General features: G+C 68.0%; 19 protein-coding genes and 1 pseudogene. 8 read left to right on the forward strand and 12 right to left on the reverse strand.

Features of this window, described 5'->3' with window-relative positions; genetic code table 11:
* From AC07SQ_RS10625 to AC07SQ_RS10635, 3 genes and pseudogenes are all read left to right on the forward strand, one after another.
* Window positions 1–338, forward strand: a pseudogene (locus tag AC07SQ_RS10625) (type VI secretion system tip protein VgrG); the annotation flags it as partial.
* Window positions 335–2,488, forward strand: coding sequence for a T6SS effector phospholipase Tle3 domain-containing protein (locus AC07SQ_RS10630; protein ID WP_495271229.1), 2,154 nt, complete (start codon window positions 335–337; stop codon window positions 2,486–2,488). The pseudogene AC07SQ_RS10625 and the gene AC07SQ_RS10630, both read left to right, overlap by 4 nt.
* A 9-nt stretch (window positions 2,489–2,497) precedes the next feature.
* Entirely contained in the window at window positions 2,498–3,745 is a 1,248-nt protein-coding gene (locus AC07SQ_RS10635; protein WP_495271228.1) for a hypothetical protein, read from the forward strand.
* A 49-nt stretch (window positions 3,746–3,794) separates the two neighbouring features.
* Here the strand turns inward: AC07SQ_RS10635 and AC07SQ_RS10640 are convergent, their stop codons facing one another.
* From AC07SQ_RS10640 to AC07SQ_RS10665, 6 genes are read right to left on the reverse strand one after another with little or no spacing between them, the layout of a single operon-like run.
* Window positions 3,795–5,246, reverse strand: a complete 1,452-nt coding sequence (locus AC07SQ_RS10640) for an aldehyde dehydrogenase (RefSeq protein WP_495271227.1) — start codon at window positions 5,244–5,246, stop codon at window positions 3,795–3,797.
* Between the two features lie 38 nt (window positions 5,247–5,284).
* Window positions 5,285–5,995 carry an ABC transporter ATP-binding protein gene (locus AC07SQ_RS10645; protein ID WP_492741256.1) on the reverse strand — a complete coding sequence of 237 codons (711 nt, stop codon included), beginning with the start codon at window positions 5,993–5,995 and terminating at the stop codon, window positions 5,285–5,287.
* Window positions 5,992–6,741 (reverse strand): ABC transporter ATP-binding protein, encoded by a 750-nt coding sequence (locus tag AC07SQ_RS10650; RefSeq protein ID WP_495271226.1) that lies wholly within the window; start codon window positions 6,739–6,741, stop codon window positions 5,992–5,994. Before AC07SQ_RS10650 ends, AC07SQ_RS10645 begins: the two co-directional genes overlap by 4 nt.
* Window positions 6,738–7,670 carry a branched-chain amino acid ABC transporter permease gene (locus AC07SQ_RS10655; RefSeq protein ID WP_495271225.1) on the reverse strand — a complete coding sequence of 311 codons (933 nt, stop codon included), beginning with the start codon at window positions 7,668–7,670 and terminating at the stop codon, window positions 6,738–6,740. Before AC07SQ_RS10655 ends, AC07SQ_RS10650 begins: the two co-directional genes overlap by 4 nt.
* A complete protein-coding gene (locus AC07SQ_RS10660; RefSeq protein ID WP_307696326.1) occupies window positions 7,667–8,545 on the reverse strand; it encodes a branched-chain amino acid ABC transporter permease in 879 nt (292 codons plus the stop codon). Before AC07SQ_RS10660 ends, AC07SQ_RS10655 begins: the two co-directional genes overlap by 4 nt.
* Before the next feature lie 4 nt (window positions 8,546–8,549).
* The gene (locus tag AC07SQ_RS10665; RefSeq protein WP_495271224.1) at window positions 8,550–9,740 is read right to left on the reverse strand and encodes an amino acid ABC transporter substrate-binding protein; all 1,191 of its coding nucleotides are present in this window, start codon (window positions 9,738–9,740) and stop codon (window positions 8,550–8,552) included.
* A 212-nt stretch (window positions 9,741–9,952) separates the two neighbouring features.
* Here AC07SQ_RS10665 and AC07SQ_RS10670 point away from each other — a divergent pair, with 212 nt between their 5' ends.
* From AC07SQ_RS10670 to AC07SQ_RS10690, 5 genes are all read left to right on the forward strand, one after another.
* Entirely contained in the window at window positions 9,953–10,912 is a 960-nt protein-coding gene (locus AC07SQ_RS10670; RefSeq protein WP_095949420.1) for an AraC-like ligand-binding domain-containing protein, read from the forward strand.
* A 259-nt stretch (window positions 10,913–11,171) separates the two neighbouring features.
* Window positions 11,172–11,897 (forward strand): hypothetical protein, encoded by a 726-nt coding sequence (locus tag AC07SQ_RS10675; protein WP_495271223.1) that lies wholly within the window; start codon window positions 11,172–11,174, stop codon window positions 11,895–11,897.
* A gap of 46 nt (window positions 11,898–11,943) precedes the next feature.
* Window positions 11,944–12,420, forward strand: coding sequence for a hypothetical protein (locus AC07SQ_RS10680; protein ID WP_062478668.1), 477 nt, complete (start codon window positions 11,944–11,946; stop codon window positions 12,418–12,420).
* A gap of 89 nt (window positions 12,421–12,509) precedes the next feature.
* Window positions 12,510–13,118 carry a flavin reductase family protein gene (locus AC07SQ_RS10685; protein WP_495271222.1) on the forward strand — a complete coding sequence of 203 codons (609 nt, stop codon included), beginning with the start codon at window positions 12,510–12,512 and terminating at the stop codon, window positions 13,116–13,118.
* A gap of 5 nt (window positions 13,119–13,123) precedes the next feature.
* On the forward strand, window positions 13,124–13,543 hold the full coding sequence (locus AC07SQ_RS10690; RefSeq protein ID WP_495271221.1) for a hypothetical protein: 420 nt from the start codon (window positions 13,124–13,126) through the stop codon (window positions 13,541–13,543).
* Here the strand turns inward: AC07SQ_RS10690 and AC07SQ_RS10695 are convergent.
* From AC07SQ_RS10695 to AC07SQ_RS10720, 6 genes are read right to left on the reverse strand one after another with little or no spacing between them, the layout of a single operon-like run.
* Window positions 13,524–14,084 (reverse strand): methyltransferase family protein, encoded by a 561-nt coding sequence (locus AC07SQ_RS10695; protein WP_095949416.1) that lies wholly within the window; start codon window positions 14,082–14,084, stop codon window positions 13,524–13,526. The two genes, AC07SQ_RS10690 and AC07SQ_RS10695, sit on opposite strands and share 20 nt — an antisense overlap.
* Window positions 14,085–14,113: 29 nt before the next feature.
* Complete coding sequence (locus AC07SQ_RS10700) at window positions 14,114–14,872, reverse strand: SDR family NAD(P)-dependent oxidoreductase (protein WP_495271220.1); 759 nt, start codon at window positions 14,870–14,872, stop codon at window positions 14,114–14,116.
* Window positions 14,872–16,923 carry a phenylacetic acid degradation bifunctional protein PaaZ gene (gene paaZ / locus AC07SQ_RS10705; protein WP_495271219.1) on the reverse strand — a complete coding sequence of 684 codons (2,052 nt, stop codon included), beginning with the start codon at window positions 16,921–16,923 and terminating at the stop codon, window positions 14,872–14,874. Before paaZ ends, AC07SQ_RS10700 begins: the two co-directional genes overlap by 1 nt.
* 58 nt (window positions 16,924–16,981) lie before the next feature.
* Window positions 16,982–17,713, reverse strand: a complete 732-nt coding sequence (locus tag AC07SQ_RS10710) for an ABC transporter ATP-binding protein (RefSeq protein WP_095743875.1) — start codon at window positions 17,711–17,713, stop codon at window positions 16,982–16,984.
* Complete coding sequence (locus AC07SQ_RS10715) at window positions 17,710–19,614, reverse strand: branched-chain amino acid ABC transporter ATP-binding protein/permease (protein WP_495271218.1); 1,905 nt, start codon at window positions 19,612–19,614, stop codon at window positions 17,710–17,712. Before AC07SQ_RS10715 ends, AC07SQ_RS10710 begins: the two co-directional genes overlap by 4 nt.
* Entirely contained in the window at window positions 19,611–20,639 is a 1,029-nt protein-coding gene (locus tag AC07SQ_RS10720) for a branched-chain amino acid ABC transporter permease (protein ID WP_062478648.1), read from the reverse strand. The genes AC07SQ_RS10715 and AC07SQ_RS10720 overlap by 4 nt, the downstream gene beginning before the upstream one ends.
* Window positions 20,640–20,787 lie beyond the last annotated feature (148 nt).

A 20,787-nucleotide genomic window follows, 5' to 3' on the forward strand; every position in this document is an offset into this window, starting at 1 on the left:
CGACGGCGCAGGGCGCGTCGATCACGCTGCAGGATGGGGACATCACCTTCGAGTGTCCGGGGAAGATCACTTATCACTCGGTGCAGCGGAAGTTGGCTGGGCCGACGAGCCTGGGGGCCGACCTGCCGGCCTTTCCAAAGTCGGGCGGCAGCCATCGCTCTTTCGTTCTCGTGCGCGAGATCGATGGTCATCCCATACCGAAACAAAGGTACCGCATCACCCGTGCCAACGGCCAGGTCATTGAAGGGATCTCCAACGACAAGGGCGAAACAGCGATCACCGATTTCGATGGCTTCGAGACGATGAAGATCGAATTCCTCCGGACACGACACGCATGACAGACGAATCGACAAACGCAGCGCCTGCGCAGGGAGCGCCGGTCAGTGCAGAGAACTACGTGCTCGCCAACGACGATCGCGTGTCGACCGGAAAGAACTTCGACCCGCGACAGGAGTTGCTGGCCAAGTCACCGATTCCGGGCGTGATCATCCTCGTGCACGGCGTGAATTCCACGGGCGAGTGGTACGAGCAGACCGAGGCGGGTTTGTGCCAGGGCCTGATGGAGCGCCTGGGTTGGGTCGACGGCGCAGCTGCCGGCTCGACGCTGGCGGCCGTGCGATACAAGCCCGAGGTTCAACCCGATGGCAGGCTGGACCAGAGTCTCAGCACGAAGTCGTACATCGACGAAAGCAGCGAGGCGCGTTCGCCGGTGATCCGTTTTCGTTGGGGCTTCAAGGCTGCCGCGAAAGACGGCACCAACGAACAGGACAACGCCGAGTATTGGCAGGAGCGCATCTTTCTCGACGAGTTCGACGCCTGGGGCGGTGGCCCGTTTCAGAACGGCACGGCCACCTTGGCCGACATGTGGGGGCTGGGGCTGAACGACCGAGCGTTCTGGTGGATCTACACCAACATGTTGCCTGTCGAAGGGCGCGAGATCTACGCGTCGCCGCCGCGTGCCTACTTCGCACATGCGGCGCACCGGTTGAAGGAACTCATCAAGGCCATCCGCAAGGCACAACCGGATTGCCCGATCACCGTGGTCTGCCACAGCCAGGGCAACATGGTGTCGCTGGGCGCTGCATTCCTGGGGAGCAACGACAAGGAATCGGGTGGCAAGGCCATTGCCGACACCTATGTCATGTGCAACCCGCCCTATTCGACCGGGATCAACTTCATGGACAAGGTCGTGAACCGGAGCCAACGCAGCCACGCCGGGAAGAAGGGCGCCGTGACGCCCGAGGCGCGCGTCGCGACACTGAAGAATTTCATCGCGTTGGTCGAGGCCCGGGCCGCGGCGGAACAAAAGCGCGAAGAGATCAATGCCTGGCTCGGCCTGAAGGACAAGGAAAGCGGAAAGCCGCTGTGGGAGCTGGGCGCCTTCTGGGTCGACCCGCCGGAAGACCTGTCCAAGGACCGGGACAACCGAGGAAAGATCTTTCTCTATTGCAACCCGCACGACCAGGTCATCTCGGCAAGCCCGGTTCAGGGCATCGGCTGGAAGGGCCTCGATCTGGCGACCCTCAAGAAGGTCGACGCGACAGTCATGCCCGAAGGTGCGAAGGAGCCGAGCCCGGCGGGCACCATGTTCCAGCGGGTGTGGGCTCAAGCCCGGCGCGACGGCAAACCGCTGCAGGTCGGCGACAAGGCCTGGGGGCGCACCTACCGGTATCACGAGGACAACCACGACCCCAAGAAGTTCTGGGTGCCGGAGCCCGAGCATGTGAAGTACTCGCTGGACTTCAATCCCTCGCAGACCTTGCCCAGTCGGATGGTGTCGTGGCTGGCGTCACCGCTGTTCTATGTGATCACCCGCGCCATGGGCGGCATCAGTGCCAGCGCCATGCCGGACAAGGGCTATGCCGTGCCGGTCTCTGCGCCTTACTTGCGCAAGCCCGTCATGCCGCAAAGCGTTCGCTACGGAACCGTCGGAGACTTCGACCAAGGCAAGGACGGTTCGCGCGATGCCCTGAATGCTGCGAACCCCGAAACTGGAACGCTGTATGGCGGGCAGGGCAAGGGCGATGCACAAAGTCAGGGCGAGCTGATCTATGAACACAATGCGCGCGTTCGCATGCACCGCGCGCAAGGCGATATCAAGACAGACGAAGACGAACACAAAGACCGTCAGAGGATGATCAACGAGAACCCCAACGCAACGGACCACTCGACCATCCTCACCAATGCCGAGCATGCGCGGTGTGTGCTTGCGTATGACGTGGCGGTGGGGAATTGCTGGCTGAGTCGAGAGGATTGGGTGAGGTTCCGGAAGATTGCGCATTGGCGGTTTATTCCGGACAAGTTGGAGCAGGAGCCCAACAATTTCTTTTCGTACTACGCAGAAGGAAAGTACGAAGTCCCAACCGAACCAGACAAGAAAAAATCCAAAAAAACACTTCATGAGTACTACGACATCGAGCACATGCGAACCTACGCCGATGGAATCAAGGATGAACGCGAAGGCCCTCCGTTGGGCTTCCTGTATTGAGGGCATTCCATGCAGCAACGTCGAACACTTCTGACCAAGGGAGCCGTGATGGGACTACTTTCCGCCCTGGGATGGCGCAAGAATGGGGGCGAGGCGGTCGCCGCTGCATCCGTGCTTCCTTCTGCCTCCGTTGCCGTTCAGCCTGTGGCGCAACTGATCGGAGCCAACCTGATCTCGCCGCTGACGCAACGCGGCTATCCACTGGCATTCAATCTGCCAGGCTTCCTTGATCCGGGACCGCGGGGCGTGCCCCCGAAGAAGGTATGGGCCCCGGTCGACGGAACCGGCGGCACGACAAAGCGCTCGCATTTCGTCTATGTCCTGACCAGGGAAACTTGCGCCGCGTTCACTCTTCCCGTCAGCAACTACAACCGAACGACCTACGACGGTTTTCACTTTTTCCTCTGGAACGGGATCAAGATGAACGGGCTGAAGATCGTCTCGAGCTTTGAGCCGCGCTACGCAACGCCGGCGCAAGTCAACGACTTCTGGACCTCAGGCTACGGGTACTTTGGAGGCGAGTCTCAGCCTGACCTTGCCCTGGTTCCGAGTGCCGATGGCTGGCCGGGCCTCCTGGCTTCTCTTGACTACATCCGCCAAGTCCCTGGCAAGGGCATGTGGATGGCTTCGGCCGACGCGCCAAATGCGCCGAAGGACGAGCAACCCAACGAAGCCGCGGTCCTCCTGATGCTGGCCAATCCGGGTTTCGCTACTGGTCGCACGCCGTTGGTCAACTGGTATGCACCCGCTCAAGTGTCGATCGACGACATGAAGCCTGAAGCCAAGGGCGACACCAAGGCATCCATGGCCTATCGCGCGGCGATTGAGCAAGCCGCTGCCAATGCAGGCATTGCACCCAAGCAGATCGGGACCTGGGTGCGCGACGCGGGACGCGGCGCCAAGGACGCGACGGCACGACTGGTTCTGCTCACCCGTGCCCTTCATGACCTGAAGATCGATATCGATGACTTCGACGATGTCGAACAGAACGTGGACATGGTGTCGCTGCTGGGAGACCTGGGCGCCAACACTGTCAGCTTCTCCTTGCTGATGGCCAGCTATGCGGCCCATCGGCGCAACCACCCCGTGATGTACGTGAGCACGCAAGACGCTGGCTCGGCGCGCGCGATCGTGGTGCTGCCGCCGCCCAATCACACGCCGCCGCCGGAGCGCCAGGAGTTCCGCTATGCGACCACCTTCAGCCAGTTCAATCGACCGTGGTGGGGCAAGCGGTTGGATGGGAAGAAAGACATCTGAGTCTTCCCGCGGGGCATCCTCTCGGTTCTGACAGACGTTGCTGCGCCTGTCAGAACGGATAGTGCCGCGCCGTCGTCTGCACCGTAATCCACCGCAGCTCCGTGAACGCCTCGACGCCCGCCCGCCCCCCAAACCGCCCGTACCCCGACGACTTCACCCCCCCAAACGGCATCTGCGCCTCGTCATGCACCGTCGGTCCGTTGACATGGCAGATCCCCGCCTCGATGCGCTGCGCCACGTTCCACGCACGCGCCACATCGCGGCCGAACACGGCGGACGACAGGCCGAACTCGTTGTCGTTGGCCACCGCCACGGCCTCTTCCACGCCGTTCACGCGCACGACCGCCTTCACCGGCCCGAACGATTCCTCGCGGTAGATGGCCATCGCGGGCGTGACGTGGTCGAGCACGGTGGCGGGCATCAGCGTGTTCTGCGCCTTGCCGCCGCATACGAGGACCGCGCCCTTGGCGAGGGCGTCGTCGATCAGCGCGTTGCAGCGCGTCACGGCGCTCATGTCGACGACCGAGCCCAGCACGACGGGGCCTTCGCGCGGGTCGCCGAGCGGCAAGGACTGTGCGCGGGCGGCGAACTTCGAGACGAATTCGTCGGCGATGGCGTTGTCGACCACGAGGCGTTCGGTCGACATGCAGATCTGGCCCGAGTTGGCGAAGGCGCCGAAGATCGCGCCGTCCACGGCCGCGTCGATGTCGGCGTCGTCGAGCACCACGAAGGGCGCCTTGCCGCCGAGTTCGAGCACGGCGGGTTTCAGGTAGGTGGCACAGGTCTGCGCGATGAGGCGGCCCACGCGCGTGGAGCCGGTGAAGTTGACGCGCCGCACCGCCGGGTGCGCGACCATGGCTTCGACCACGGCGCCCGCGTCGGCGGGCGCGTTGGTGACGAAGTTGACCGTACCCTTGGGCAGGCCGGCCTCGGCCAGCGCTTCGATGATGAGCGCATGCGTCTCGGGGCACAGCTCGGAGCCCTTGAGCACGACGGTGTTGCCGCAGGCCAGCGGCGTGGCGATGGCGCGCGTGGCCAGGATCACGGGGGCGTTCCACGGCGCGATGCCCAGCACCACGCCTGCCGCCTGCCGCACGCCCATGGCGAGGCTGCCGGGCACGTCGGACGGAATGACTTCGCCCGCGATCTGCGTGGTGAGCGACGCGGCCTCGGTGAGGATGCCGACCGCCAGGTGCACGTTGAAGCCGGCCCACAGCGCCGAGGCGCCGGTCTCGCGCGCCATGGCCTGCACGAAGGCGTCGGCGCGCGCTTCGAGCGCGTGCGCGGCCTTGAGCAGCAGGGCGCGGCGCTCGTTGGGGCCGGTCTGCGACCAGGTGGCGAAGGCGCGCTGCGCGGCATCGACAGCGGCGACCGCGTCGGCCGGCGTGGCGGCGGGGGCGCGCGTGGCGATGCCGCCGTCCAGCGGGTTGCGGCGCTCGAAGGTGGCGCCGCCGGTGGCCGCGCGGCGTTCGCCGTCGATGAGCATGGAGATGTCGGTCATGGGTGTCCTTTGCAAGAAAGAAAGAGGAAGAGGGGTGTTCAGGCCACGCCCAGGTAGGCCTGGCGCACGGCGTCGGAATGCAGCAGCGCCTGCGCTTCGCCCGAGGCGACGACGCGCCCGCGTTCGAGCACGTAGCCGCGGTCGGCGGCCTGCAAGGCCTTGCGCACGTTCTGCTCGACCATGAGCACGGTCACGCCCTGGTCGGCGATGCGGCGCACGATGGCGAGCAGCTCGTCGACCATGCGCGGCGCCAGGCCGAGCGAGGGCTCGTCGAGCATCAGCAGGCGCGGCCCGCTCATCAGGGCGCGCGCCACGGCGACCATCTGCTGCTCGCCGCCGCTCATGGTGCCGGCGAGCTGCGTGGCGCGTTCCTTCAGGCGCGGAAAGTCATCGAAGGCGCGCGCGAGCCGCTCGGCGCGCAGCCGCGCGGGGATGAGCCAGCCGCCGAGCTCGAGGTTCTCGGTGACGGTCATCTGCGGGAACAGCTGCCTACCTTCTGCCACCAGCGCGAGGCCACGCCGCACGCAGGCTGTGGCATCGGCGGACGGCAAGGCCGCACCGTCGAGCACCGCGTCGCCCGTGCGCGGCAGCAGCCCCGCGAGCGCCTTGAGCAGCGTGGTCTTGCCCGCGCCGTTGGGCCCGAGCACGACGGTGACGCCGGGCGTCACGTCGAGGTCCAGGCCCTGGATGACCTGGAAGCCGTGGTAGCCGGCCGAGAGGCCGCGCACGGTCATGAATGTGCCGCTCATGCCGTGGCCTCCATCTCGTCGCCCAGGTAGGCCTCGATCACCTCGGCATTGCGCACGACCTCGGCCGGCGTGCCGTCGGCGATCTTGCGGCCCTGGTGCAGCACCAGCACGCGCTCGACGTACTTCAGCAGCGTGGTCACCGCGTGCTCGATCCACACGACGGCGAGGCCGTGGTCGTCGCGCAGGCGGCGGATGCGCCGCGCCATGGCATCGACCTCCGCCTCGGTGAGGCCGGCCGCCACTTCGTCGAGCAGCAGCACGCGCGGCCGGGTGCCGAGCGCCATGCCGATCTCGAGCAGCCGCTGCTGCGAGGGCGTGACGTCGGCCGCGATCTGCGTGGCGAGGCCGCCCAGGCCCAGCATGTCGAGGATCTCGCCGGTGCTGCCCAGGCCTGCGATGGGCGCGCGGCGGCGCCCCGCGAACTGCATGCCGAAGCGCACGTTGTCCTCGAGCGTCATGTCGGCCATCACGCGCGGTGTCTGGAAGGTGCGCGCGATGCCGTGGGCGGCGTACAGGTGCGGGCCGCGCCGCGTGAGGTCGACGTCGCCTTCCACCAGCAGCTGCCCCGAGGTCGGCATGACCACGCCCGAGATCGCGTTGAAGAAGGTCGTCTTGCCCGCGCCGTTGGGGCCGATGATGCCGACCAGCTCGCCCGCGTGCAGCGTGGCGCTCACGGCATCGACGGCGGTGAGTCCGCCGAAGCGCACCGTGAGGTCGCGGGCTTCGAGAAGTGGCGTGGCCTTCATGGTGCGTGCCTCCGCAACGCGGCCGCCTTGCGCTGCCACAGCGACGCGAGGCCGTTGGGCAGGTACATCACGCACAGGATGAGCAGCAGCCCCAGCACCATCATGTAGCCGTAGGGCAGCTGCAGCCGCAGCGTCTCCGAGAGCAGGCTGAACACGATGGCCGCGGCCACCGGCCCGCCGATGCTGGCGGCCCCGCCGATCATCGCGATCAGCACGGTCTGGAAGCCGATGAAGGGGCTGAACACGGCGGCCGGCTCGATGTAGGTCCAGCGCACGGCCATCGCCGCGCCGACCGCGCCGGCGAAGGCGGCGGTGAGCGCAAAGCCGGCGATCTTCACGCGGCGCGTGTCCACGCCCAGCGTCTGCGCGCGTTGCTCGTCGGCGCCGATGCCGGCCAGCGCGAGGCCGAAGCGGCTGCGCTTGACCAGCAGGGCCGTTGCAATCGCAACTCCCGCGATGGCCAGCACCGTGAGGTACACCGTTTCGTTCGACGGCACGACCGTCAGCACGCGTCCCACCGTGCCCGAGACCTGCTTTTCGACAAAGGTGACCGCATGGCGGATCAGCTCGGTCATGCCGAAGGTCAGCACCGCGAAGTAGGTGCCGCGCAGGTGCAGCACGGCCGCGCCCATCAGCACCGCCACCGCGCTCGCGATGGCCGCGCCGCTCACAATGACCAGCGGCCAGGGCAGCACCTCGAGCAGCGTGGCGCTCGCATACGCGCCCAGGCCGAAGAAGGCCGAGGTGGCCAGCGACAGGTAGCGCGTGGCACCGCAGAACAGCGACCAGCTCGTGGCCAGCGCGATGTACATCAGGCAGCCGAGCGCGACCGAGGCGATGAACTCGCTCGCGACCCACGGCACGGCGGCCGCCAGCGCGAGGCCGATGCAAAGCACCCACCAGGGCTTGTTTTGAAAGAGGGAATTCATCTTCTGGAGAACAGTCCGTTGGGCCGCCAGATCAGCACGCCGATGAACACGGCATACGACAGCAGCATCTTGAGCGAGGGGCTCGTGTAGTGCATGCCCAGCGCTTCGACCACGCCCAGCAGCAGGCCGCCGACGAGGCTGCCCGCGATGCTGCCGAAGCCGCCGAGGGTGATGACGATCAGCGCCGTCACGGTGTAGGGCTCGCCCATCGAGGGCGAGATCTCGTAGGTCATCGACAGCAGCGCGCCCGCCACGCCCGACAGGCCCAGGCCGATGCCGAACATCAGCGGGTGCAGCCGCTTGGTGTTGATGCCCACGAGCTGCGCGCCGGTGGGTGACTGCATCAGCGCGCGCACCGCCTTGCCCAGCAGCGTGAGCTTGAGCAGCGCGATGAGCACGAGGCTCAGCGCCAGCGCCACGCCGAACAGCACCAGCTTGTTGGCGGTGAAGCGCATCTCGCCCAGCTGTACCGGCTCGGCCAGGTAGTCGTAGCCGCGCAGGTCGCCGCCCCACACGAGCAGGGCGGTGTTCTGCACGAAGAACATCAGGCCGAAGCCGACCATCAGGCTGCGCGCCTCGAACACGTCGACGTTCGGCGCGCGCGCCGCCACCTGCCGGAAGCACAGCCAGTGCACCGCCATGCCCAATGCCATCAGCAGCACGAAGGCCACCGGCATGAACACCAGCGGCGAGATGCCCAGCGCCGTGTGCGCCCACCAGGTGAGAAAGGCACCGAGCATCAGGAACTCGCCGTGCGAGATGTTCATGATGCGCATCAGCCCGTACTGCAGGTTCAGTCCGATGGCCACCAGCGCGTAGATGCCGCCCGTGATCAATCCGCCGGCCAGGAGCTCGGCCCATCCAGAGAACGACACGCTGTTATTTCCAGGCCGGCTTGGGCATCAGTTGCGCGGTGGCGCGGTCCTTGGGCCACACCACTTCGAAGTCGCCGCCCTGCCACTGCGACACGGTGCCGGGGATCGACGCGTTCTCGCTGCCTTCGAAGCGGATCGGCCCGAGGATGGTCTTGAACTCGTTCTTCGCGATCTGCTCGCGCAGCGCCTTGCGGTCCAGGCCCACTTTCTCCACCGCCTGCTGCAGGATCTGCAGGCCCGCCCACGCGTGGCCGCTGGCCCAGCGGTCGGGCTCCTTGCCGAACTTCTTCGTGTGCGCATCGAAGTAGGCCTTGGCCTCGGGGCTGGTCTTGCCGTTCCACGAGCCCATGCCGATCACGCCCTCGGTGTTGGCGGCCATCACGTTCTTGTAGAGCTGGAAGGCCGTGCCCACCGAGGCGTAGAAGTACTTCGGGTTGAAGCCCACCTCGCGCGCCTGCCGGCTCGCCAGGATGGTGTCCGGCGGGTAGGTGATGCCGATGAAGGCGTCGGGGTTCAGGTCCTTCATGGTGCGCAGAACCGGCGCAAGGTCTTTCACGCCCAGCGGGTAGCTCTTGCGGTCGAGCACCTGGATCTGCGTCTTCTTCAGCGCGTTGTTCAGCGCCGCGAAGTTCTCCAGCCCGAACAGGTCGTCCATGTAGACGATGGTGATCGTCTTCACGTTCTGCGCCACCAGCATGTCGACCAGCGCGCCCATCATCTTGTCGGGCTGCTGCAGCAGCGAGAAGAAGAAGGGCAGGCGCATGTCGATGAGCTTGCGCGACAGGGCGGTGGGCGCCAGCAGCGGGTAGCCGAAGCGGTTGGCCAGCGGTGCGACCGCGAAGTTGGCACCCGACCCCCAGGGCGGCAGCACGAGGTCGACCTTGTCGCTGCCCATGAGCTTCTCGAAGGTGCGCACGCAGGTCTCGGTCTCGCTGCGGTCGTCGTAGCCGATGAGCTCGATCGGCCGCTTCGTGCCCTTCACCGACAGGCCGCCCGCGGCGTTGACCTGCTCGGCCCACAGCAGGTAGTTGGGTTCCTGGCTCACCTGCGCGCCCGCGGCCCAGGGGCCGGTGCGGGCGATGGCGTAGCCGATGCGAACGGGCGCACTCTGCGCGAACAGCTGCGGCGTGACGGCGGCCGCGCCCAGCGCGGTGGCCGTGCCCTGGATCCAGTGGCGGCGGGTGGGGTGAAGCATGGAGGTCTCCTTCCGGGCGTCGGTATGCGCCCGCTGACCGGGATCGTAGAAACGCACGCCCTTTGCCGCTGTGCCTGCCGCGCACAAAGCACTTGACGCAGCGTGCAGGCGCCTAGTGGTTAACCCGCAAAGGCGAGGGCTTTGCGGGCACTCCACAATGCGCGGCATCCCGCCGCCGTGTTGCAATCTTTCGTCTTCACTGCTTTCGCCCCATGACCGCGTCCCTGCTCCTGTCCACCGACGCCATCCCGCCGAAGGAACGCGGGCCGCTGTGGTGCGAGTGGGTGTGGCGCCACTTCGGCGGCCTCGGCTCCGACCTGTACGGTGACAGCGATTTCGACGGCCACCTCGCGTCCTCGCATGCGGGCGACGTGATCCTCACGCGGCTGGAGGCCAACCGGCATCGTGTCTTGCGAACCCCGCAGATGGCGCGCCTGAGCGATGCGCCCTACCTGAAGATCGTCGCGCCCTGGCAGGGCTCGGCGGAGGTCACGCAGCGCGGGCGCGCGGCGGCGGTGCGCGCGGGCGGCTGGACGCTGTACGACACCACGCTCGACTACACCGTGGCCAATCCCGAGCGCAGCGACCACCTCATCGTGATGCTGCCGAAAGACCAGATCGCCTCGCCCGCGCTGCCGCTGGGCGACCTCGTGGCGCGGCGCATCGGCGGCGACAGCGGCATCTCGCGCGTGGCGCTGGAGACCATGCGCAACACCTACCTGGAGCTGCCCCACATGAGCGAGGCCGCCGCGCGCGGCGCGGGCGAGCTGCTGATCCAGCTGGTGCGCCTGTCGCTCATGGAGCTGGCGGGCCGCAGCACCGCCCAGACCCAGCGCGAGGCGCTGAAAGACCGCATCCACCGCCACGTGGCGCAGAACCTGCGCGACCCGGCACTCTCGATCGACGGCATGGCACTGGCCCTGCGTTGCAGCAAGCGCCTGCTGCACCAGGCCTTCGCGGGCGACGACGACACGCTCACCGGCTACATCCAGCACCAGCGGCTGGCGGCCAGCATCCGCGACCTGATCGATCCCGCGAACGCCGCGCGCTCGATCACCGACATCGCACTGGGCGCGGGCTTCGGCAACCTCTCGCACTTCAGCCGCGTGTTCCGCGCGCACACGGGCGGCAGCCCGAGCGAGTTCAGGCGGCAGGCGACGCTGCAGCGCTGACGACGCGCGCGTGCGCATCGCACACGGTGCGCTGCTTGCAGAGTTGCCATGAATGCTTAAGCAGCGCTTGTGTCGAAGCAGGCATCAAACTTAAATCTTCTCGGTTAACTGGTTTCGCGGCAAGCGTTCTCGGCTTAAAAAAAAGATGCGTTAACGCATGCGAAGCCTCGAGAGCGACGCTTCCCGCTGGTATGGTCGTGCGCGCAATTCAGCTCCACGCCATCACGCCCGTTGTCGACGCATTGGGTACTTGCTTCACATGCCCCTTCGTCACGACCGCATCTTTCCGCGCTACGCGTTCTACTGTGTGCTGGCCGGCCTGGCCGCGATCTATGTCTTCTGCGCCATGGTGCTGGTGCCGGCCAAGATCTACATCCTTCCGTACCTCATCACGCCGGACTTCGTGCGCTACAAGGGCGCCTTCTTCGTGCTGGTGCTGGCGATCCCGGCCGCGATCTACCTGATCTGCTGGAAGGGCAGCGACTTCTTCGCGTGGCTGCGCACCCCGCAGGTGCTGACGCTGACCGCGCACGGCCTGCAGCTGGGCACGCAGACCATCGCCTTCGCCGACGTGACGCGGCTGCGCCATCGCCACAACCGCAACCACCTGCTGCTCACCACCCGCGACGGCCGCACGCTGCGCCTGCGGCTCGACCTGTGGGACGACCCGTACGCGCTCGTCGCCGAAGTGGAAGAGGCCGTCGGCGAGGTGCTGCGCCACGACGTCGAGCGGCGCCTGCATGCGGGCGACACCGTGCCCTTCGGCGCGCTGGCGCTGAATGCGGAAGGGCTGGTGCACAAGGGCCAGCTCATCGCGTGGTCGAGCATCGACACCATCCGCACGCAGTCGGATGCCGAAGCGATGGACGTCGACGAGCACCTGCTCATCGTCGCCAACGGCAAGACCCGCAAGATCGATCGCTCGAAGATCGACAACGAACCGGTGCTGATGGTGTGCCTCATGCAGCGTCTGCCGTCAGCCTGAGCCCTTCTTTTTCTTTCTTCAATCTCCAAAGTACAGCGACTCCAAAATGGAAATCTACAGCTCCGCCAGCCAACAGGAAAAAACCCGCCAGGACCGCCCCGTCTTCTACTCCCGCACACGGCTGATCGCCGGTGCCACGCTCTGGGTGGTGGTCGCGGTCGTGCTCGCCGTGCTGTGCATCCGCGCGCAGGACAAGAACATCGGCATCCTCATCGCGGCGGGCTTCGGCCTGCTGGCCGCTTGGCTGGCCGTCAAGTGCATCCGTACGCTGGCCAACATCGCAACGCCCGCCTTCGTCATCGGCCGCCAGGGCCTGACCTTCGAGAACGGCCTGCTGCTGCCGTGGCACAACATCGTCGAGAACACCTGGGTCAACCAGGACTACATGGGCATTCCCATCGGCAAGCAGATCCAGATCAAGACCGACCTGCCCAAGCCGAAGGCCCGCGTGCTGCGCCGCGCGACGGCGCTGGAGATTTCGGGCGACGAGTACCTCGCGCTGTGCGACGCCTACGCGGCCTGACGGGTCGCCGGGCATTTGAGCAGCCCGGCGCCTGCTGGTAGGCTGGCGGGCCGCCATCCTCCGGGCTCGCTTTCGCGGGCCCCACGCGCATGAACGCCTCTCACCGCCGGCCGGTTCCGCTGAACAAGGCCTACCGTCTCCTGAACCACGGCCCGACCGTCCTCGTGAGCGCCGCGCACGACGGCCGGCGCAACATCATGGCCGCGGCCTGGGCCATGCCGCTGGACTTCGATCCGCCCAAGGTGGCGGTGGTGCTCGACAAGAGCACCTGGACGCGCGTGCTGCTCGAAGGCGCGGGCACCTTTGCGCTGCAGGTGCCCACGCGCGCGCAGCTCGACCTGACCGAGGCGCTGGGCAACAGCTCGGGCCGCGAGATCGCCGAGCGCGACGGCAGCGACAAGTTCGCCGCCTACGGCCTCGCGACCTTCGCGGGCGAGGCCACCGGCGTGCCGCTGCTCGAAGGCTGCGCGGCCTGGCTCGAATGCCGGCTGCTGCCCGAGCCGCCGATCCAGCAGCGCTACGACCTGTTCCTGGGCGAGGTGATCGCGGCGCAGGCCGATGCGCGCGTGTTCTCCGAAGGCCGCTGGCATTTCGAGGGCCACGACGAGCTGCGCACGCTGCACCATGTGGCGGGCGGGCACTTCATCGTCGACGGCGAGGCGGTCGATGCAAAGACGCTGCCGCGCGTGGCACCGTAACCTGCATGCCGGACCTGAACCAGATCATCACCGTCGTCGGCTACAGCCTCATGGGCCTGCTGGCGGCCATGATGGGCTCGCTGGGCCTGGCCGCGCTGTGGACCTGGCGCGACTGGCCCGGTGCCGACCGCCTGACCGGCCTGGCCGCGCGGCTCGCGATCCTCACGTGGATGGTGGGTGGCGTGATGCTGATCGTCGGCGGGCTGGCGATGGCCGGCCTAGCGACCTGGGTCATCTTCTGGGCGTCCAAGCCGCTGCCGTCCACGGTGCTCGGTATCGCGGGCTACGTGGCCTCGCGGGCCGTGCTGGTGGTCATGGCGGTGCTGCTGGTGCGCAAGGGCGGGCTGGTGCTCGCGGCCTGGTGGGGCGCGAGGAAAGAAGAGGGCGCACCCGAAGCGCCCGGCGCTACAGCACGAAAGGAATGAAGCGCCGCGTGCCGCGCATGTACGCGCGGTAGTCGTCGCCGAAATGCGCGAGGCATTCCTTTTCGTCGCGCAGCGCCGTCAGGAACAGGAACAGCGTGGCCATCAGCACCAGCGCCAGCGTGAGCCAAGTGAACTGCTTGAGGAAGGCGCCCCAGGCCAGCAGCATCAACGCCGTGTACATCGGGTGGCGGATGTAGCGGAAGGCGCCGGTGGTCACCAGCGCCGAGGTCTTTTCAAAACCGTACAGGGCCGGGTCGTCGTTGCGCGCCTCGCTCGGCTTGCCCTGCGCCTTGAGCAGCCGCACCGCGTGGATCGGCAGCCAGATCGACAGCGCCAGCAGCACGCACGAGAGCAGCTGCGTGAACGAGAGCGGATCGACATGCCACACCGGCAGGTTCAGCACGATCAGCACCAGCATGCATTCCCACGCGAAGAAGCGGTAGAAGCCGTGCGAGCCGGGCTGGCTCAGCGGCCCGCGCGACACGTACAGCAGCGCGGCCGTGCCGGCGACGAAAAGAAAGAGCTGGAACCAGAGGAGCATGGCGGCCGAATTTACACGGCCCGCAAGACTCAGCCGGAGATCGAAAACCCGCCGTCGACCGGGATGGCGGTGCCGGTCACGTAGTCGGAGGCGGCGCTGGCCAGGAACACGGCCGTGCCCGCGATGTCGCCCGGCTGGCCCCAGCGGCCGGCGGCGGCGCGCGCCTTCACGCGCTCGTACAGGCCCGGGATCTGGGTGCGCGCACCGTCGGTCAGCTCGGTCTCGAACCAGCCCGGCAGGATGGCGTTGACCTGGATCTGGTCGGCCGCCCACGAGAGCGCGGTCGACTTGGTGAGCTGCACGATGCCGGCCTTGCTCGCGGCGTAAGCTGGGGCGTAGGGCGCGCCGAAGATCGACATCATCGAGCCGATGTTGATGATCTTGCCGCCGCCCGCCTTCTTGAGGTGCGGGTGCGCGGCGCGGCTGCACAGGAAGGCGCTGGTGAGGTTGGTGTCCATCACCTGGTGCCACTCGGCCAGCGCGAGCTGGTCGACGGGCTTGCGCACCGTGGTGCCGGCGTTGTTCACGAGGATGTCGAGCCGGCCGCAGCGCGCGGCGACCTCGTCGAAGGCCTTCTGCACCGAGGCTTCGTCGGTCACGTCGAGCGCGAGCGCGAAGCTGTCGCTGCCCAGGGCCTTCAGCGATTCGACCGCGGCGGCCGACTTCTGCGCATTGCGCGCCGCAATGATGACGCGGGCGCCGGCCTTGGCGAGGCCCTGTGCCATGCCGAGACCGATGCCGCCGTTGCCGCCGGTGACGAGCGCGACTTTTCCTGTGAGATCGAACATCAGGTGGTTTCTGGTTTCTTGGAGACGAGCGTCAGGATATCGTAGCTCGCGACCAGCTCGCCGAGCTGGTTGGTCACCTCGACGTCCCAGGCCACCACGCCCTGGCCCTGGCCGCCGGCGTCCTTCTTGTTGCGGTCGATCTTGCGCTTGCAGGTCAGGCGCGCCTGGATGGTGTCGCCGATGCCCACGGGCTTGACGAAGCGCAGCGTGTCCAGGCCGTAGTTGGCCAGCACCGGGCCGGGCGAGGGCGACACGAACAGGCCTGCGGCCGCCGACAGCACGAAGTAGCCGTGCGCAATGCGCTTGCCGAAGGGCGAGGCCTTGGCCGCTTCTTCGTCGAAGTGCATGTAGAAGTAGTCGCCCGAGATGCCGCCGAAGGCGACGATGTCGGCCTCGCCCACCGTGCGGCGGTGCGTGAGCAGCGAGTCGCCGATGCGCAGCTCTTCGAAGTAGCGGCGGAAGGGATGCACCTCGCTCTCGCGCAGCGCGGCGCCGCGCACGTGCTCGCCGGTCACGGCCGCGAGCATGGTGGGCGAGCCCTGCAGCGCGGCGCGCTGCAGGTAGTGCTTCACGGCGCGCAGGCCGCCGAGCTCTTCGCCGCCGCCCGCGCGGCCCGGGCCGCCGTGCTTGAGCACCGGCAGCGGCGAGCCGTGGCCGGTCGATTCGGCGGCGGCCTCGCGGTCCAGCACCAGCAGGCGGCCGTGCCAGGCGGCAGCCACCGGAATGGCCTTGGCCGCAATGGCCGGGTCGCGCGTGACCAGCGTGCCCACGAGGCTGCCTTTGCCGCGTGCGGCCAGCGCCAGCGCTTCGTCGATGCCGTCGTAGGGCATGAGCATGCTGACGGGGCCGAAGGCCTCGACGTCGTGCGCCGCATCGTGTTCGAGCGGCTTGCGGCTCAGGAGCAGCGTGGGCGCGAAGAACGCGCCTTCGCCCACGCCGTCGCCCACGGGCGCGAAGCCGTCGCGCTCGCCGTACACCAGCTCCGCGCCCTGCAGCAGCGTGGCGACGCGCTCGGCCACGTCGGCCTGCTGGTCGCGCGAGGCGAGGGCGCCCATGCGCACGTCTTCGCGCGAGGGGTCGCCGATGACGGTCTTGGCCAGGCGCGCGCGCAGTTTCTCGGCCACCGCATCGAGGTGCTGGCGCGGCACGATCGCGCGGCGGATGGCTGTGCACTTCTGGCCGGCCTTGATGGTCATCTCGCGCGCCACCTCCTTCACGAAGAGATCGAACTCCTCGTCGTCGGGCGTCACGTCGGGCGCGAGGATCGCGCAGTTGAGCGAGTCGGCCTCGGCATTGAACGGGATCGACTGGCGCACCAGGTTCGCGTTCACGCGCAGCTTCGCAGCGGTGTCGGCCGAACCGGTGAAGGTGACCACGTCGGGCCCTTCGAGGCGGTCGAGCAGGTCGCCCGTGCTGCCGATCACGAGCTGCAGGCTGCCCTCGGGCAGGATGCCCGACTGCACGATGAGCTTCATCAGCGCCTCGGTGAGGTAGCTGGTGGCCGTGGCCGGCTTGCCGATGCAGGGCATGCCCGCCAGGAAGCTGGGTGCGAACTTCTCGAGCAGGCCCCACACCGGGAAGTTGAAGGCGTTGATGTGCACCGCCACGCCGCCGCGCGGCACCAGGATGTGCGTGCCCGCGAAGCCGCCCTTCTTGCCCAGCGGGAAGGCCGGGCCTTCGTGCACGAGGTTGCCCGAGGGCAGCTCGTTGGTGCCAATGCTGGCGTAGGCGCTCAGCGTGCCGGCGCCGCCCTCGATGTCGATCCAGCCGTCGGCGCGCGTGGCGCCCGTGTGGGCCGACACGGCATACAGCGCTTCCTTGTTCGCGGCCAGGTACTTGGCCAGCGCCTTCAGGCGCTCGGCGCGCTGCTGGAAGTCGAGCTTCATGAGCGCGGGGATGCCGACGCGGCGCGCGTGCGCCAGCGCCTCGGCGAAGTCGATGGCCTCGGCGTGCGTGCTCGCCACGGCCTGGCCGTTGACGGCGCTGCGCAGCGATTGGGCGGCTTCCTGGCCGATCCAGCGGCCGGCGATGTAGCTTTGAAGGGTGGTCATGGCGCGTGTCCTTTGAAGAGGGAAGGCGCAGCGGCGCGGTGCGCGCGCTGCGCGGGGGTCATTTCTTGTTGCCGATGCCCAGGTAGGTATCGATGATTCGCTGGTCGTGCAGCAGATCGCCGGCGTTGCCTTCGAGCGCCACGGCGCCCATTTCGAGCACGTAGGCGCGGTCGGCCACCTGCAGCGCGGCGCGGGCGTTCTGTTCCACCAGCAGCACCGAGACGCCGTGCTTGCGCAGCTGCGACACCACGCGCAGCACCTCGCGCACCACCAGCGGGGCCAGGCCCAGCGACGGCTCGTCGAGCATCAGCAGGCGCGGGCGCGCCATGAGCGCGCGGCCGATGGCCAGCATCTGGCGCTCGCCGCCCGAGAGCGTGGACGCCATCTGCGGACGGCGCTCCTTCAGGCGAGGAAAGATCTCGAAGATCTCGTCCATGCGCGCGCGCTGGTCGCGCTGGCCCTTGCGCCACTGGTAGAAGCCGCCGAGCAGCAGGTTGTCTTCGACCGACATCTCGCCGAACAGCTCGCGCCGCTCGGGCACCAGCGCCACGCCGCGCGCCACCATGGTCTCGACGCCGGGGCGCGCGATGCGCTCGCCGTCCAGCGACAGCTTGCCGCTCGACTGCAGCAGGCCCATGGCCGCGCACAGCAGCGTGGTCTTGCCGGCGCCGTTGGGGCCGATCACGGTGACGATCTCGCCTTCGTTCACGTGCAGGCGCACGCTGTGCACCGCCTCGACGGTGCGGTAGGCGACGCAGAAGTCTTCCAGTTGAAGGATCGGATGGCTCATCGTGCGTCTTCCAGCAGTTCGTCGTCGGCGCCGCCCAGATAGGCCTCGAGCACGCGCGGGTTGGCCTGCACTTCGGCTGGCGTGCCGGTGGCGATCACGGTGCCGAACTCGAGCACGGTGATGCGGTCGGCGAGGTTCATCACGAACTCCATGTCGTGCTCCACCACGAGGATGCCCAGGCCTTCGGCGCGCAGCTGGCCCAGCAGCTCCGACAACGCGCGCTTTTCCAGGTGGCGCAGGCCGGCGGCGGGTTCGTCCAGCAGCAGCACCGACGGCTGGCCGGCGAGCGCGCGTGCGATCTCGACCACACGCTGCTGCCCCAGCGAGAGCGACGCGGCCGGTGTGTCGGCATGCGCGCCGAGGCCGCAGCGCTCGATCTGCTTGCGGGCTTCGGCCATCAGCGCGGCCTCTTCGGCGCGGTCCAGCCGCAGCATGGCGGCGAGCCAGCCGCGTTTGGCGCGCAGGTGGGCGCCGAGCGCCACGTTCTCGACCACGCTGCGCTGGCCCAGCAGGCGCACGTGCTGGAAGGTGCGGCCCAGGCCGCGCGCCGCGAAGGCGCGCGAGGGGCGGCCCGACATGGCATCGCCTTCGAGCCGCACCTCGCCCGAGCTGGGGTCGTCCACGCCCGAGATCATGTTGAAGAAGGTGCTCTTGCCCGCGCCGTTCGGTCCGATGAGCGCGTGGATCTCGCCGGCCTTCAACGTCATCGAGATGTCGTTGTTGGCGATGAGGCCGCCGAAGCGCTTGCTGACCGCATCGGCCTGCAAGAGCATCGTGCCTGCCGCCGGCAGCACGCGCTGCGCGAGCTGCGCCGCCGGGGCCGTGGCCGAACCGGCTGCGGGCGCCTTGGCCACCGGCCGCACCCAGCGGCTCACGAGCCGCGCCAGCGTGGGCCACAGGCCGTCGGCAAAGCGCTGCAGCACGAACAGCATCAAGAGGCCGAACACCACCACCTCGAAGTTGCCGCTGGTGCCCAGCAGCGCGGGCAGGATGTCCTGCAGCTTCTCCTTCAGCAGCGTGATCAGCGTGGCGCCGAGCACCGCGCCCCACAGGTGGCCCGCGCCGCCAACCACCGCCATGAACAGCATCTCGATGCCGATGTTCAGGTTGAAGGGCGTCGGGTTCACGAAGCGCTGCATGTGCGCGTAGAGCCAGCCCGACACGGCCGCCAGCAGCGCGGCCAGCACGAACAGCTTGATGCGGTGGCGCGCCGTGTCCACGCCCATCGACTCGGCCATGAGCCGGCCGCCCTTGAGCGCGCGGATGGCGCGGCCTTCGCGCGAGTCGAGCAGGTTGTGCAGCGCCCACAGCGCCAGCAGCAGCACGGCCCAGATCACCACGCCGAGTGCGCGCGGCGAGGCCAGCGAGATGCCTGCGACCACCAGCGGCGGCACGCCCGTGATGCCGGTCTGGCCGCCCAGGAACTCCATGTTGCCGAGCAGGAAGTACAGGCTCAGGCCCCAGGCGATGGTGCACAGCGGCAGGTAGTGGCCCGACAGCTTGAGCGTGACCGCGCCGAGCGCCCAGGCCAGTGCGAAGGTCAGCACCAGCCCGAGCAGCAGGCCCAGCCACGGCACCAGCGCCGAACCGGCGATACCGCCGAGCCAGCCCGCGGCCGTGGGCGAGGTGCAGATCCACGCCGTGGCATAGGCGCCCATGCCGACGAATGCGGCCTGGCCGAAGGAGGTCATGCCGCCCACGCCGGTCAGCATGACCAGCCCGGCGGCCACCAGGGCGTACAGGCCGATGTTGCTGAGCACCGCGACCGTGAAGTCGGGCAACCAGCCCCAGGCCAGCGCGAGCGCCACGATGCACACCAGCGTGAGCGTGCGCGGCGTGACCAGCGGATGGCCCGCGGGCACGGCGGTGGCGGGCGAAGATGAAGTCGACGGCGCGCTCATTCCTCGTCCTCCACATGATGGCTGCGCAGCGAACGCCACCACAGCACCGGAATGATCAAAGTGAACACCAGCACTTCCTTGTAGGCGCTGGCCCAGAACGAAGAGAAGGCCTCCAGCAGGCCGACCAACAGCGCGCCCGCGAGCGCCAGCGGGTAGCTCGCGAGCCCGCCGACGATGGCGGCCACGAAGCCCTTCAGGCCGATGAGAAAACCGGTGTCGTAGTAGACCGTGGTGATCGGTGCGATCAGCAGGCCCGACACCGCGCCGATGAGTGCCGCGAGCGCAAAGCTCAGGTCGCCCGACAGCTCGGTGGGAATGCCCGAGAGCCGCGCGCCCACGCGGTTGATGGCCGTGGCGCGCAGCGCCTTGCCGACCATGGAGCGGCCGAAGAACCAGAACATGGCGATCACCAGCAGCAGCGTGACGCCCACCACCACGAGCGACTGGCCGCTCACGGGGATGCCGCCGATGTCGAAGCGCACGTCGGAGAACGGCGTGGTGCGCGAACCTTCGGCACCGAAGAAGAACAGGCCCAGGCCGACCAGCACGCCGTGCAGCGCGACCGAGACGATCAGCAGCATCAGCACCGTGGCGTCGGCCAACGGGCGGTACGCCAGGCGATAGAGCAACGGCCCCAGCGGCGCGATCAGCACCAGCGTGGTGACCGCCTGCATCGTCATCGACGTGGGTTTGAGGCCCAGCACCAGCACCGCGGCGATCGCCGGGAAGGCGACGCACCAGGTGAAGGCCGAGCGCCAGTCGATGGTCGCGCCGCGCTTCCAGCGCCACACCTCCACGGCCAGCGCCATGACGCCCAGCGCCACCAGCAGCCACAGCGTGGCCGGCGTGCGCCCGCCCTGCAGCGCCGCCATCGAGAGCGCGCCGAAGGCGACGAACTCGCCCTGCGGAATGAAGATCACGCGCGTGACCGAAAACACCAGCACCAGCGCGAGCGCCATCAGTCCGTAGACCGCGCCGTTCACGATGCCGTCCTGCCCCAGCAACAGGGCAATCTGCAAGTCCATATGAAAACCTTCGGGCGGGGCCCGTGCGTCAGATCAGATCAAGAGCGACCGTCATTGCGGTCGTTGCCACAAACACCCATCGCGGCCTGTTCCAGAAACACCGAGGAACCGGCTTTGCCGGGCCTCTGGTGTTGCCCCCGGTAGGGGG

It is taken from the genome of Variovorax sp. GW821-FHT06D12 (assembly GCF_059419205.1).